The 15,943-nt window shown below is 45.4% G+C and carries 11 protein-coding genes; 9 read left to right on the top strand and 2 right to left on the bottom strand.

Translation table 11 applies throughout. From position 1 onward, the window contains the following. Positions 1-14: 14 nt before the first annotated feature. Both BS614_RS20395 and BS614_RS20390 read right to left on the bottom strand, forming a co-directional pair. Positions 15-359 carry a ribosomal protein L7/L12 gene (locus BS614_RS20395; RefSeq protein ID WP_074095351.1) on the bottom strand — a complete coding sequence of 115 codons (345 nt, stop codon included), beginning with the start codon at positions 357-359 and terminating at the stop codon, positions 15-17. Between the two features lie 40 nt (positions 360-399). Continuing rightward, on the bottom strand, positions 400-1,599 hold the full coding sequence (locus BS614_RS20390; protein WP_074095350.1) for a cytochrome P450 family protein: 1,200 nt from the start codon (positions 1,597-1,599) through the stop codon (positions 400-402). A 189-nt stretch (positions 1,600-1,788) separates the two neighbouring features. On the opposite strand from BS614_RS20390, the gene BS614_RS20385 reads away from it, so the two are divergent. From BS614_RS20385 to BS614_RS31855, 9 genes are all read left to right on the top strand, one after another. After that, positions 1,789-2,766, top strand: a complete 978-nt coding sequence (locus BS614_RS20385) for an aldo/keto reductase (protein WP_074096931.1) — start codon at positions 1,789-1,791, stop codon at positions 2,764-2,766. Between the two features lie 420 nt (positions 2,767-3,186). Then, positions 3,187-4,287, top strand: coding sequence for an ATP-binding protein (locus BS614_RS20380; RefSeq protein WP_074095349.1), 1,101 nt, complete (start codon positions 3,187-3,189; stop codon positions 4,285-4,287). Next, positions 4,275-6,743 (top strand): DUF5682 family protein, encoded by a 2,469-nt coding sequence (locus tag BS614_RS20375; protein ID WP_074095348.1) that lies wholly within the window; start codon positions 4,275-4,277, stop codon positions 6,741-6,743. The genes BS614_RS20380 and BS614_RS20375 overlap by 13 nt, the downstream gene beginning before the upstream one ends. Beyond that, positions 6,728-7,951, top strand: a complete 1,224-nt coding sequence (locus BS614_RS20370) for a VWA domain-containing protein (RefSeq protein ID WP_244898173.1) — start codon at positions 6,728-6,730, stop codon at positions 7,949-7,951. Before BS614_RS20375 ends, BS614_RS20370 begins: the two co-directional genes overlap by 16 nt. Positions 7,952-7,970: 19 nt before the next feature. Beyond that, positions 7,971-11,528: a DUF4132 domain-containing protein gene (locus BS614_RS20365; protein ID WP_074095347.1), complete on the top strand. Its 3,558-nt coding sequence runs from the start codon at positions 7,971-7,973 to the stop codon at positions 11,526-11,528. 4 nt (positions 11,529-11,532) lie between these two features. Beyond that, entirely contained in the window at positions 11,533-13,365 is a 1,833-nt protein-coding gene (locus tag BS614_RS20360) for a hypothetical protein (protein ID WP_074095346.1), read from the top strand. Further along, positions 13,352-13,630, top strand: a complete 279-nt coding sequence (locus BS614_RS20355) for a hypothetical protein (protein WP_074095345.1) — start codon at positions 13,352-13,354, stop codon at positions 13,628-13,630. Before BS614_RS20360 ends, BS614_RS20355 begins: the two co-directional genes overlap by 14 nt. A gap of 222 nt (positions 13,631-13,852) precedes the next feature. Next, the gene (locus BS614_RS20350) at positions 13,853-14,395 is read left to right on the top strand and encodes a sigma-70 family RNA polymerase sigma factor (protein WP_074095344.1); all 543 of its coding nucleotides are present in this window, start codon (positions 13,853-13,855) and stop codon (positions 14,393-14,395) included. Positions 14,396-14,408: 13 nt separating this feature from the next. Continuing rightward, positions 14,409-15,824: a DUF4179 domain-containing protein gene (locus BS614_RS31855; RefSeq protein WP_074095343.1), complete on the top strand. Its 1,416-nt coding sequence runs from the start codon at positions 14,409-14,411 to the stop codon at positions 15,822-15,824. Positions 15,825-15,943: the final 119 nt, after the last annotated feature.

Here is a 15,943-nt window from a genome sequence, read left to right as displayed (position 1 = left end):
GTTTGTTTTAAACTTCACGAATCCAGAGAATCAACATAGTCTTTGGCTTCCTTCAACGAAAGACCTCGGGCTTCACGCAGTCGTTTGATCGCCATAATTTTTTTCCCTTGTTGTATAAGTGTAAGCAGTTCCTGATCCAGATCCGTTTGGGCTGGTTGGCTTGTATGCGAAGGGGATGCTGCTTCCTTAGGCGACAAGGTGTAATTGAAGTCGGAGCGTGTGCCTGAGATTGAACCGTTCTCCAGACGCTCCACATCTCTTTTCAATTCATTCAATTGGCGTTGCAGGCTGGTGACTCTGACCAGTAACACAAAGATCAGAAGCAGCAAAACGATCCATACCAAGGTGTTCATTTCCATGATGTCATGTGCCTCACTTTCATTTATTCATATTTAGCCATTATTTTAGTTGAACCGGGATTTCCTTGACACCACGAATATTCATACCAGGTCTCCATTCCAGTTCATTCACATCTGCCTGAAGCTGTATATTAGGAAAACGATTCAGAAGTGTACTGATTGCAATCTCACCTTCCAGACGAGCAAGCGGTGCTCCCAAGCAGAGATGAATGCCTTTGCCAAAAGCCAGATGCGAACTCTTCTCGCGTGTGATATCGAAAATATCAGCATCCTTAAACTGCTGTTCGTCCCGGTTGGCGGAATCAAGCGCAACAATGACAAGATCACCTTGAGCGATACGTTCTCCACGGAATTCAATATCTTCCAGAGCCCAGCGGGATGTGCTGAACTCCACCGGTCCGTTATAGCGAAGCATCTCTTCAATGGCATTGTGAATAAGCTCGGGCTGGTTGATGAGCAGTTCGCGTTGCTCCGGATGCTCCAGCAGGGCGAGAATCCCATTTCCAATCAGATTCACGGTTGTTTCATGACCGGCAATAATTAATAAGGAGACAACGCCAAGCAGTTCTCGTTCAGTTAACTGCTGCCCGGATTCTTCCGCAATGACGAGCTGGCTGATCAGATCAGTGCCGGGATCTTGGCGGACTTTCGCAAACCAGGCCGTCAGGTAATCCGTAAACTCCCTGGCATGCTGCTCAAACAGCTCGGCGCTCTTGGCTATGGAAGCATCAATTATCGTATTGGACCAGATGCGGAATTTGTCACGATCCTCAAGAGGGACTCCCAGAATTTCACTAATGACAATGATGGGCAGTGGGAAGGCAAAGTCATCGATCAGATTCATTTTTTCCTGTGACGGGAGGTTGTCCAGCAGTTCATCAGCAATGTCCTGAATATGGCTCCGCATGTCTGCGACCAGTTTGGGTGTGAATGCTTTCTGTACAAGTCCCCGAAGACGTTTATGATCCGGCGGATCGGAGAACAACATATTATTGGAGAAGATGCTTTGATTATCAGCGCCGTAACGTCGGACCATATCTTTGCTGAAGCGAGGATCTTTCAGGATCTGGACTGCATCCTCGTATCGCGTAATAATCCAGCCGAATTCCCCGTGAGGAAACATGAGTCTGAAAACAGGCTCCTCTTTTCTTAACATTTCATATACCGGGTAAGGGTTATGCGTGAATTCTTTCGTGAAAAACGCTGGCTTTGAGGACTCGTTGGATTCATTCGGATTCAAATGCAAAATCTCCTCTCATATTCCTGCATAATACCTGCACCCTCTATATATTCAATACACAAGCTTTTGAAACCTTGTTTTTTCTTCATATGGATGATAGAGCAGGAAAATAGAGGAAGATGGAAGAAGACATGGTAGAGAGAATCGGTTATTATGCTTGGTAAAAATGAAAATGAGGTGAACGCTGACATGTCTTACGCACAACTTCCTTTGCATCATCACCAGATTCCGGCAAGTCGAATGGTTCTTGGCTGTATGCGGTTTGGGGGTGAATGGGATGGGTTCCCCATTACTTCAGATCTTGTCGTAGAAGGTCATCGAGCGGTAGAAGCAGCTATTGAAATCGGCATTAATCACTTTGACCTGGCGGATATTTACACACGTGGTAAGGCAGAGCATGTCTTGGGACGAGTTTTATCCGAAACTCCCGGTTTGCGTGAACAGATCATTATACAGTCGAAGTGTGGTATACGTCTTGTGGGTGATGATGAAGGGCCACAGCGTTATGACACCTCAGGTGCACATATCCTGGCGAGTGTGGACGGTATCCTGGAACGGCTCGGAATCGGATATCTGGATATTTTGCTGTTACATCGTCCTGACCCACTTGCCCATCCGCAAGAGATTGGAGAAGCACTGGCTGAGCTGCATCATTCCGGTAAAGTGCGCCATTTTGGTGTGTCCAACATGGGTTCTGAACAGATTCGTCTTCTTCAGCTTCATAGTAAAGTACCTCTGATTGTGAACCAGCTGGAGATGAGTCTGGACAAAATCGGATTCGTAGAGGCTGGTGTGACGGTAAATCGTCCTCAAGCCAGAGACAACGTGTTTCCCTATGGCACGATGGAATATTGTCAGGCAGAGCATATTCAACTGCAAGCTTGGGGTCCCCTTGCTCAGGGGCGATTTACTGGCAGGGTAGTTGAGGGACAACGTCCTGAAATTGAGCATACGGCTCAATTAGTTGATCGAATGGCTAAGGAGCGTGGAGTTACACCGGAATCCATTGTATTGGCTTGGTTAATGAAGCATCCAGCAGGGATACAACCTGTCATTGGTTCAATTCGACCAGAGCGGATTCTGGCCTGCCGTGATGCAACGAATATTGTGCTAACCCGATATGATTGGTACGAGCTGTATTCGGCTTCGTGTGGGCGTAGAATGTAAGTAGGAACTTATGAGAGATTGGTTGTTTCGATCAAAATTCATAGATATTGGGTGAAATTTGAACATATAAGAAGACACAGGCTGCTGATGGCCTGTGTCTTCTTTGTAATAATCGGCATCATTTGGTTGAAAGACATGATCGAAAGTGTAATGATTCCTAAGGTCATATGGCCTACAATGCTTTTAAATGGGTAATAAGCATGCTGATTCTGATCCGAAACCAGTGTGTTGGCACGGCTGTAAGGATATTTCACCTTCATATTTGCGCTAGAGGCTATGTCCATGGACTTAGAAGAAGTGCTGATAAGAAGGACGTTTCAACCATTTTTATCGTTTTACCGGGTAGTTGCTGGAGTGCTGTGATAAAATGATAGGAATAAGAACATACGATCTGTTTACGTGAGAGGAGACACCTTGACGATGGAGATGCTTAAACCACCCGCCGAGACATTATACGAGGTTGAATTACGTGCGCTGCGAGAGGAAGATCAGGGGAAACGTCCCCCGAACTGGCTGTTATCTCCCGCCTATGTGCGAGATTTTATTATTGGCAGGGATAAGCCTGCGCTTTTAAATGGAGAAGAGATCACGATTACCCGCAAATTCTATGGCAATGACGTGTTAATTGAACGTGCAGTGGTTACTCTGGCAGGCAATCGAGGATTAATGCTCGTGGGAGAACCCGGGACAGCCAAGACCATGCTTAGCGAACTGCTGACCGCAGCGATCTCCGGTACCAGTCTAAACACGATTCAAGGTACAGCAGGCACAACAGAGGATATGATCAAGTATTCCTGGAATTACGCCATGCTGCTTGATAAAGGCCCTTCGGAAGCGGCACTTGTGCCATCACCGTTATATAACGGCATGAAGAAAGGTATTCTTACCCGTTTTGAAGAGATTACACGTTGTCCGGCTGAAGCGCAGGATAGTCTGATCAGTATTCTCAGTGACAAGGTTATGAGCATTCCTGAACTGGACGGTGGTGTACTGTTTGCCCAACCAGGATTTAACGTCATTGCTACAGCCAATATTCGGGATAAAGGTGTTAACGAAATGAGTGGTGCATTGAAACGTCGCTTCAATTTTGAAACAATCAAGCCCATTCATAACGTGAAGATGGAAGCCAAAATTATTGAATCCCAGGCACGAAGCCTGTTATTACATAGTGGAATTGATATTGACATTAACCCTGATGTGGTTGAATTGCTGGCTACAACATTTATGGAACTGCGCACCGGCATGACACGGGAAGGATACAAGCTCGATACCCCTCAAGCATCCATGAGTACGGCGGAAGCAGTGTCTGTCTATGTCCAGAGTGCGATGACTTCCTATTATTACGAAGATAAAGCTATTGCACTGGATCGGTTGGTGCAGAACATGCTGGGCACCATTGCGAAGGAAAACGACAAGGATCTATCCATTCTCAAAACCTACTTCTCCAAGGTCGTAAAAGAGCGTTCCAGAGAAGAGGGAATGTGGAAGGACTATTATGAGGAGAGAAAATGGATCGGTTAACAGCAGTTCTGGACCCTGATGTTGAGCAGTTACAATCCTTGTTCGAGTCCCAGGTATATAACCTGAGTAATCATACGGTTTATTATCCAATACGACACCATAGCCCTGCATGTTCATATCACTTGTTACGATTAATCGGGGACTACAAACCGGATATTATTCTGATCGAAGGACCGGAGAGCGGTAATCCATTAATTTCGGTGCTGAGTGATGAGGCAACGATACCTCCTGTCAGTCTGTACTATACCTATGAGAGTGAATTGGAGAGAGAAGCTTGCTATTATCCGATGCTTCGTTATTCGCCTGAATATGTAGCTTTGAAAGAAGCAAAACGGCTGGATATTCCGGCGAAGTTTATTGACCTGGACTATCAACACTTCTCCACTCGTGCATCCAAATCCGGCCAGACAGAACAAAAGGAAATCTCCATTCAGGACGAAACCTTGCTTGCGGGGTCTGATTTCATTAACCGATTATGCCAAAAAACAAACTGCCGCAGTTTTGATGAATTGTGGGAAAAGGTGTTTGAGATTGGCGGACTGGAAAAATCCACTCAGGCATTCGTGCAGGATGTATTCACGTATTGTACCTTATCCCGAATGTGTTATTCCACGGAACGATTACAGTCTTCAGGTGATCTGGCAAGAGAAGCACATATGAGACAATGTATTCAACAAGCGGTGCAGGAGCATGACCGTGTGCTTGTCATTACAGGTGGATTTCATACGTATGGACTGTTGATGTCAGAGAAACATGAATCCAAATTGGAACAGCCAGAAATGGATAAACGGCATACAGACCAACGTTTGGATGGACAAGGTAAAACAGGAATGTCTCAGCAAAGTGCGGTTAATCCAGATACGGTTCACCAACAAATGTACCCGATGGTCTATACCTTTGCTGAAGCGGATCGGCTCAATGGATATGCGAGCGGCATGCCTTATGTAAATTATTACGATCAGATCTGGAACCAGCTGCTTCGCAAAAAGAGTACACCGTATAATCTAACGGCTCTGGACTTGTTATCTCGGCTGATGCGCCAATTAAGGGATGGACACGAGCATGTATCAACGAGTGATGCGATTGAGGCGTACAGCATGATTCAAGGTCTTGCCGGGCTTCGTGGTAAAAGGGAAGGCGGCGTCTATGAGTTAATGGATGCAGCACTCTCTTCCTTTGTGAAAGGGGAGCTTACCTTGGCGACCGATAAACCTCTGCAAGAGCTGCAGCAGTTATTGACAGGAGACGTCATTGGAAGCGTGGCTCCCAATTCATTCAGTATTCCCATCGTGGAAGACTTCAAGGCGCGTTGTACAGAGTACAAACTGCAGATTCGCACAACAGGTCAACACAAAAAAGTGCTGGATCTGTATGCGAAACCGGAGCATCGTCAGATAAGCCAATTGATTCAATGCATCACCTATCTGGTTCCGGAATTTGCGAAACGGCAATCGGGGCCGGACTGGATCGCAGAGCGTGATATGAATCTTGTTCGCGAAACCTGGGTTTATATGTACTCATCCCGCATTGAAGCCAGATTGATAGAGAACTCTCTCTATGGTGGAACACTTGCCGGGGCGGCTACACGCAAAATGGAAGAACAGATGCAAGAAATACCGGATCATCATAGCGGTGAACTTGCCCGACTCATGCTTCAAGCGTTACTCATGGGGCTTCAGGACACAGCGATGAAACTCTATGAACAGGTCCGCTCGGCGCTGAGAACCGACGGGAATTTCCTATCCTTATGTAACAGCCTGCATGTCTTGAACCGAATTCATCAACACCGCAGGTTGCTGGGACTATCTGACGAGCAACAACTCCCTGAGCTGGTATCCGAGGCTTACAGGAATGCCGTAGACAAGTTGTTACAGCTCTCCAGAGCTAATCCGGATGAACATGAAGCCATTATTCAGGGATTGAAGCTGCTAGCTATGCTCGCGGAGTCATCAGAGGGGTATTTTCAGGATGAGACATTCCGAATTCACCTGAATGAGCTTCTGTCTGATCACCAGCTTCCGGCTCAGCTGGAGGGTGTGTGTGTGGCTATTTCCTCAGGGCTCGGTGACAGGCCTAGGGATGAGATTGTTGATCGTGCTCGCGGGTATATCCATGGTACACCGGATCAGACCCGTCAAACGGCACTTTTTTTACAGGGAGTATTCACTGTAGCACGTGACGCTTTTTTATATGAAGATCAGCTCTTGTCTGAGTTGAATTATCTGATTGAACAGCTGTCATACGACGACTTCATCAGTATGGTACCGGAATTGCGGTTGGCATTCACCTACTTTACACCAATGGAAACGGGCTTGATTGCGGAGCGGGTGGCGAGTCTGCATCAGGTTGAGCCAGAGGAGATGTTGAGGCCTGCGGTTGATGAGCAGATGCTGATTCAGTCCAAGACGTGGGATGAAGCGCTTCGAAAGGAGTTTGCCGCATGGAAGCTAATATGAATGAAGCGAATCGGACAACGGAAGGAACCGGAGAAATCAATGAAAGTTCCAATCCGGATGGAAGCAACCGAGGGGATCAACATTCTGCTGAAGCCTTAAATCGATGGCGTCTGATTCTCGGTGAATCGGCGGAAGAAGGGTTGTGTAATACAGACCAATACACTTCGGCTGAATTTCAATATACGGAAATCGATGAGATTCTGGGTTATCTGTATAACCGTGAATACGGTGAAGAACAAGGTTACCGAAAAGAGGGAGGACGCGGTGCGTCTAATCTGACTGTACCAAAATGGCTGCACAAAGTAAGGGATCTATTCCCCAAACCAACGGTAGAAATATTGGAAAAACAGGCGCTTGATCGTTATGGGCTGACAGAATTGTTAACGGACAAAAAGCTGCTTGAATCCCTTGAACCCAACATGAATCTGCTCAAGAACATTATGCAGTTCAAAGGACGGATGAAAGGTGAGGTGTTAAAGAGCGCCAAGGATATCGTGCGAACCGTGGTTGAAGAGCTACGCAGCAAGCTGGAATCTCAGACTCGAGCGAGTATCATGGGCAAGCGCAGTCGCTATACCTCGAGTTCAGTTCGATCCTTGCGCAATCTGAATTTCAAGCGAACCATCACCAAGAATTTGAAGAATTACGATAAAAACAAGCGCAGGTTTGTGATTGATCGTCTGTATTTCGACGGGAATATACAGCCCCATAACAAGTGGAACATCATCATTGGTGTGGACGAGAGTGGCAGTATGCTGGATTCAGTCATCTACAGTTCGGTGATGGCCAGCATCTTCTATCGCTTGAATGCGTTGCGCACGAAATTATTCATATTTGATACGCAGGTTGTTGATCTGAGCGACAGACTGGAAGACCCCGTAGACGTGCTCATGAATGTACAGCTCGGTGGGGGGACACATATTACCAAAGCGTTGCGATATGGCGAGACGTTAATCGATAATCCAGGCAAAACCATCTTTATTCTGGTCAGTGATCTGGAGGAAGGGTACCCGATCGCGCAAATGTACAAAGCCTGTAAAGATATCATCGATGCAGGATGCAAATTACTGATTCTCACCGCGCTCGATTTTAACGGGGATTCAGTCTATAACAAACATGCAGCACAGACATTAACCAATATGGGGGCACATGTAGCAGCAATTACGCCTAACGAACTCGCGGATTGGATTGGCGAGATCATCACTTAAATTCAAGGAGGAATGTGTAATGCTTACCGCAGACCGCGCAGTTGAAACTTTGGTGGAGAAATTCGCAGTAACCTGTTCAAACGAGTACTCATTAAAAACAGATCGAAGCTCCGAAATTATTGATTATGTCTTGGGAACGACAGACAAGTTCCCGGATATGATGGGAAATTCGAGTCATTATGTGTATCAAACGATTGATCTGCTCATGAAGCTTGCTAAAAAAGACGATGGAGATATCTTTTACCGGGCCGGGGCTATTGTGATATATCTGGAATCCAATTATTCCAAAAGAAGTTCATGGAGAACGGATGCTTTTACTGTCTGTATGGGAAATGATTCAGAAGCCTACGGATTGAGCGGGAAGAGCAAAAGCGCTGATCGCATGGGTGGGTTGTTGGCCCGGTTGGAGAAGATCAAACAGTTTGCGGGCGAGAACGAAATTTCGGCTGAATTAAAGAGCAAATTAAAGCGTGCCCAGTGGCTTTTTGATTCCAAAAAGGCTGACACCCAGGGGGATTATCGAGATGTAATCAATGCGTTAATGCTGCTACAACTATATTCAAGACTCAGTGACACGGCTTCTCATCTTGCAGAGGTTCAATCTTCTGCTCAATCGTTACCCGTGTTGTTTCAACATGTGATGGCTAATGATCCAGATAAGTTGCGGGACGAGCTACATACGTTGATTGAACCTGTAGTGGTAAGTAATATTCAAGGAAAACATAACGGATCATCCCAAGAATTGAAGGATGAATTCCTCAAAGAAAAGCGCAGTCGGCTCATAGCTGAGCTGTATCCCAATACGTCTTTCTCTTCAAAAGAGCAATGTTCAAACACCGTATTCCATCAAACTATGGTACTTGTGAGTGGTGCCTTGTTGTTCCTGATTAACATTAGTGGAGGTAAACAACGGTTCCTTGATACAAATAGTGAGATTGGGCATGTTTTGCTTCACTCAATACATCAATTACATGAGATTTATCCACTTGAAGTTCGCCGTTACTTGCTGAGTATGGACCCTAGGGCAAAGAGTCCAAATGATCTGCTTGCCGGACTTGTGTCTCTGGATGAGCCTTATCAGTTGGTTGAAATGTTGCGGGACGAGCTTAGTTCGTACACGGTATCCTGGAACATGTTACAATCCGCGATCGCGAATCGTCCTGAACAAGCGATTCGAGCATACGAGATTATGAAACCGCCATTCCTCAAACTCTGCATTCAGAAATTCATGGAGGATCAAGGATTGACATTGCCTAATGCGGAGGGGTCACTGGAGCAAGCGGTATTTAACGCTCTTCGGCATCCTTTGGACGGGGGACGTCAAGGACTTGCGATTGCAAGATACTTAAGTGGGGAAAACACCCTGGAGGAATATTGGGAGGACCCGAATAGTCGCGGGTTGTTTAATCAACTGAATCGGGATAAGAAGCGTGTTCACAACCTCATTAGTATTAGTTTTTTGCCCTTGGATTCGGAGGCGATGCGCAGGTTCGCAATCCTGACCACTCATCCCGATTGGACACTGGATATTATCTCGGACATGTACAATTCATACGCGTTTAGTGGAGAGCAGCTGCTTCAACGTTATGGGCAAGATCCTGAGGTGCAACGTGAGAAATTGCTAACCAGCCTGATCTCACTTAATGGCATGACCGACTACAGATACAAATCCATGCCGCATGACGAATACCGCCGAATCATTCAGCAGAATCTGGACTATGCACTGACACAGTACAAGCAACTGCCAACAGATACGCGCATTTTAATTCTGGAGATTACCTTTGAACAGCGTGATGAGTTATCGAAGAAAATATTGGCCGAAGCGATTCGTGCCGGATTGCAGGATTCTTCCAAAAAGGCCAATGGCGTAGCGTTAGCGGAATTCAACCGAATTCCTGATCAGGACTTGTATACGCTCGTATACCTCTCGGAGAAAAAAGTGGCGATCAAAGAGATGGCTCTGACCGCAATCCGCAGTCTGGAAAACAGCAAGGAACTGTACGGTGAGCTTTTGAAGAAAGAGAAGTCCGACGATTGGAAGAGCTTGATCCAAATTCTGCTGGATACCGCAGATCTAAGTCCAGAGTATGCCCATGCTGCACTCGCTGATCAGGCGGATGCCAAAAAGTTGTCGAGACTGAGCTGGTTGTCCTTGAAAGATCTCCCTTCACTGATACGTATTGAAGACAATCAGCCTTTAGATGACCGGATTAAACAGTATGCTTTGGTCCAATCATTGGATCATACATCCGGTCCTAATGAACGGTTGAATGAATTACGGGATTACGTAAGTGAGGCATCGCTCGCTCGTTTTGCAAGTGAACTGCTTCAGGTCTGGATTCAGGAAGGTGCTCCTGCAAAAGAGAAATGGGTGATGTATATATCAGCACTCTTTGGCGATATTCAGATTGTAAATATTTTAGCTCCGCAAATTAAGGAATGGACAGAAAACAGCCGCGGCGCGATTGCAGCAGATGCTGTGAAAGTGCTCGCTTATCTGAAAGATCCATCTGCTCTTATGGCGATTGACAAGATCAAACGTGGCGTGAAGAACCGTCAGGTGAAAGGTGCAGCAGAAGAAGCGTTGCAACTTGCAGCCGATAATTTGGGACTTACCTCGGAACAACTCGAAGATCGGCTGGTCACCACACTTGGTTTTGATGAAAAAGGAACTATGCAGCTGAGTTACGGAGAGCGTTCCTTCCTGGTTAAGGTCAATGGAGACTTACAAGTCGTTGTCTTAAATGAAGAAACGGGCAAATCCGTGAAGAGTCTGCCTGCTCCTGCACAGAAAGATGATCCTGAATTGGCAGCGCAGTCCAAGTCACGTTTCACACAGCTGAAAAAAGATCTCAAATCCATGGTTAACATTCAGGCGCAGCGTCTGGAAGAGTCATTGTCCAAGCAACGTCTGTGGTCTGCCGATGAGTGGAAAGCATTGTTTGTACAAAATGTAATCATGCAGAAATTTGCTGTTGGTCTGATCTGGGGAACGTATGAGGATGGCGCTCTGATTAGCACCTTCCGTTATATGGAGGACGGCACCTTCAATTCTGTGGATGAAGATGAGGTCGATCTGCCTTCGGATGCGCAAGTGGGACTTATACACCCGTTGGAACTGGATCAGGCAACGCTTGAAGGTTGGACAACGCAGTTGGAGGATTACGAGATCAAGCAGCCATTCGAGCAATTGAATCGTGAGATTCACCAGCCAGAAGATGAGGATAAAACGAAGAATGAATACGATCATCTGCCCGAGTCTGATTTTTCACCAACGGCTTTCCCCAAAGCACTGGAGAAATACGGTTGGATCAAAGGACCGGCACAGGACGGCGGCTGGTATCATGAATTTTATAAAGAGTACGGAGATCTTGTTGCAGAATTGCAATTCAGCGGTACGAGCATCACGTATTACGAGGGATTGGATGACATTACCCTGGAATCCCTTCATTTCTTCAAACCGAATAACAAGCAATATTATTATTATGGTGACAACAAACCCATTGCTCTAGGCAACGTTCCAGGTCGCGTGTTCAGTGAAACGATCTACGACATTCTGAGAGCAACGGGGCGTTGATGACGTGAATGGATTCAAGGAAAAATTCCGGATTTTTTCGAAGCTGTGTACGGAGGATTATTTGATTCGGTATGCCAACAAGGGGTTGTACAAAAGGTCTTTGAAAGAGTTGGACAATGGTGTAAGTGTAACGTACACATGGAATGCATCATCTGTGAGTTGTCAGCTCAGTGACGGGACACAATGTACGCTTGAAAATACGCTGGATCATTGGGAATGCTCATGCCCGGCCGATCATATCTGCAAACATGTGCTGATTGCAATTCTGTATGATCAACGGGAATATACGGCAGAGGATTCAATGAATGCAGATGAGAAGCATGCGCTGGATAAGTACTCAGGGATATCGGATAATGATCCGTTGGACGTATCTAAAGACGTATCAGTGAAAGAATCAGTATCAAACTTAGTATCAAATGTGGACGATCTAAGCGAAATTCCGCATATGGTATCACGTGAGATCGAGTCTCGCTTCCGCTGGATGACGGAGTCTGACCTTACCGTGTTAATTAAATCGTATAGTTCTTCCATGATTGAGGAAGTTGTTTTCCGACTGAGATACCCAGAGGAAATTAAGATCATTGAAGACTCACTTCTTACGGTTCATCTGACCACCCAGAATATCGAGGTGTCTTTTACCGAGGAAGCGAGCCTTGCAAAAGCACTATGTAAGGTACCGCAGACAGCTGGGAAAATGGCCAAGCTTGAAGCTTTGCTACGATATCGGGTACTAAGAGGCCTGCATGACACGGATGAATTAAGTGGGCGGGTGTACGAAGCCAAGTTCTCTCTTCAGACAGTACAGGAATGTCGGGTTATGCTGGCAGGATTGTTGAAGACGGGACTGGCCCGCCTTCCTCAGTCCTATATGGCACAACTGGAGACTTTGGCAATCGCTGCTCATAGTGGCAACCTGCCTGACATAGAACGCAGTTTGCGAGGGATTCAAGGAGAACTACAGTTGTTTTTCAACAGACATATACGTTTTTCCATGCAATCCATGTTGGATCGGGTGAGCAAGCTATATCTTGCACTCCAGGTTCTTGAAGAAGAAAAGGTGTCTGTCATTCAGCAGAGTCAGCTCATTGGCAGTTTTCGAAGTAAATACTTTACGGTTCCTTCACTTCACCTGTATGGACTGGGAGCTGATGCGTGGGAGACACGATCCGGTTTCCGTGGAATCACCTATTATTTCTATTGTTTCGATGATGAGGAAATTTACACCTATAGCGATGTACGTGCTGTATATTATGATGATCAGCAGTTCTCATATACAGAGCATTATGGTGCATTCACACCATGGCTGCCTAATCTGACCTTTCGCCAGTTCGTCGGTGAAGAAGTTCAATTCCATTCCGTTAAAGTGAATGAAGAACGCCGGATATCCTCCGGCGAAGGTGCTAAGCTTGCGATTTTGCCACGAACGGGTGTGGAAATTTTGAATCTGGGCAAAACCATGCAAGACGTAACGTCTGTACTTCAAGAGGAATCGCGAACATTCGACTTGTTTGCTGCTCCCAAAGAACGATTGGCTGTGATCAAAGTTGCTCGAATTGTGGACCATAACTTTGTCAAACAAACGCAGGATCTTGTCCTGACGGTTGAGAGTGCCGAAGGAGAACGTTTGGCACTTACTCTCCCGTATTCAACTGATTGGCAAACGATGATCCAAAGACTGGAGTCAGGATATGGTGCTCAATCACTTGAACACTTCTATGCCTTTGTGCGTGTGGAACCAAAACGGATTAGCCCAATCAGCTTCCTGAAGGGTCAAACGGTGCTCAGTCTGAAACTGGATATCGGTAATGGGAGGATGGGCAGACTTGGAAGAATATAATCAGTTTATGCAGAGAATTAACGGCTGGTCGGAAGAGTTGCTCCTACGTGGGTTATCTCAGTTTACGATTCGGGATATTGAGGTACTTGAGCAGCTCGCAGCGGAATCCTCGCGGTTGCAGATGACTTTCTTGCATGAGTTGTTGAATCAACTCATCAAGGAAGGGCGTAGCGTGGCTCTTGGACAAGGTAATGAAGAGTTGCTGTTATTTCAGTATTGTCGTCTCACCCAATATGTGCAATTGAGTGTGCAAGAAGAGGCGTAATATTGGTTAGTATTCCAAGCGAAGGCACATGAAGCGATATGATGTAATAAATAAGATGTATTATAGAATATAAGAAGATTTGCAGAAGGCTACAAGGCCACTGCAAATCTTTTTTTATCGTGAAGTAAGTAAAAGTCATCTGCCAAACGAATATAGGTGGAAAGCACGGATTAACACGAGCACTCGTGATCATATGAGCATGGAAGGGAGGGATATATAATCGTGGAAGAAGAACAAATACGGAAGGCAGTAGCGAATCGTGATCCTGAGGCCATGGAATGGGTGATGAACCACTACGCAGGTTTGTTATGGAAGATTGCTCATTCCATCCTACATCATGCATCGACAGAAGAGATTGAAGAATGCGTAGCAGATACATTTTTTGCTTTTTGGCAGAATCCGGATGCATTCCAATCTGGGCGAAGTAGCCTGAAAAATTACCTTGCAACAATCACAAAACATAAAGCGATTGATCGCTACCGGAAACTCAATCGAAGAACTGAGCTTACATATGAAGAGGAGATTCATTCGGTGCAAACGGATGATTTGTTGGTTCAGATGGTCAGTAAAGAGACATATACGGAACTTAATCAAATGATTGAATCTTTTCCAGAACCGGAACGGGAGATTATGAAACGTCGGTTTTACGAAGGACAGAGACCCCATGAGATATCGGAAGCATTGTCCCTACACGTTAGGCAAGTCCATAACAAGCTTTATCGCTCCAGGCAACGATTGAGGACATGGTGGATGAACAGGAAATAAAGGAGGCGATCCAATGCGAAAATCCGAAAAAGAATTCACTGAGCAGAAACTCTTTAATATTAAAAAGTTGTTCTATGATAAATTGGCGATGAATGAACCACCAACCGTTACGAGATCAGATACATCATTTTATCCACCTGTATTATATCCATCCGATCCATCCGCACAGACAAAGAAGTCCATGAATAAAAGAAAAAAGTATCGCAAAGCCATCTATATTCCTGTAACCGCTGCGTTATCGTTATGTCTTGTTACAGGTGCAGCTGCATCGGTGGGCATCATTGACCTGCCTTCTATTCTTCATTTTCTAGGTGCAGATCGGATTGGCATTCTTCAGCCTGTTCACCAGGTGAGTGAAGATCAAGGTATTCGCATGGAGGTTATAGGTGCTGTCAGGGACGGAGATACAACGGAAATCTATGTTTCATTATCGGATCTGACTGGGCATCGCATTGACGATACATTGGATGTATATGATTACAGGGTAACCGGAGGTAATGCAAACAACGCTCAGATTATTCATTATGATGATGCGAATCAAACGGCTATTGTCCGATTCCTCATTCAAGGAAAAGTCAGCAAAAATCGGATTACCGTTCAGATCAATACGCTGATGTCGGGTGCATCTCGACAAGATGGTTACAACGTACAAGTGGACTGGGAGCAGTTGTTACAAGAAAAGCAAAACAATAACTATGATATCGTGGATCAAGATCGTATAAGTGGCTTGGGAGGTAAAACCGATTTTCAATTGGAAAATGATCCAATTCCGGTACTGCATCAAGATGTAACGAATATCCCTGTTGAGGGTATTGATTGGGTGCATATTTCCAATATAGGTTTTGTGGAGGGAAAGTTACACATTCAGATCAATCCAGATAATGAGATAGGCGAGTATAATCATGGATATTTCTACTTCACGGATGAGCAAGGTCAAAAGCTCGATATACCTGAATATTCCGTTAGCTATGGACACTATATGAAAGGTCAGGTTAGGTTTGGTGGGGACTACATTGAGTATGTGTATGATCTGTCTGCTGTTGACGAATTAGATAAGCTGAGACTTCAAGGCAGCTTTACGAGCATAAGTGAAGTTGTGCAGGGAAATTGGAAAACGACCTTTAACTTGAGTCAAAATGGTTTGAGTAAAACAGGCAACGTTCAGCTTGATGCAAATGGAGCCTCACAGGCAAATGTAACCCTTTCCGTAGTTGGCGTAACACTTACAGGGGAGGCACTGAGCAAGATTCGGATGGAGGACTTGAGTATTGAAGTACACCTGAAGGATGGTACAAAGTTGTCTGGCGCATCCGCTTTCCTCCAGCTGGATCAGGATCTCATTAAGTGGATATCCCCTAAGACCATTCCGGTGAATGATGTGAGCTACCTGCTAATCAATGGAGAGAAAGTAACTTTGCAAGATAGATAAATATAAAAAGTGAATCAAAGAATCGGGGGATAAGTGCAATCAGAAGGTTGTTCTGTCATCGGAGTGGTAAGTGTGAATATTCTACAGTTCAACTTATATAAAATGAATTACATGTCATA

Source organism: Paenibacillus xylanexedens, assembly GCF_001908275.1.
Lineage (GTDB): Bacteria > Bacillota > Bacilli > Paenibacillales > Paenibacillaceae > Paenibacillus > Paenibacillus xylanexedens_A.
Note: the sequence above shows the minus strand (reverse complement) of the source record. Positions and strands in the feature narration are given on the sequence as shown.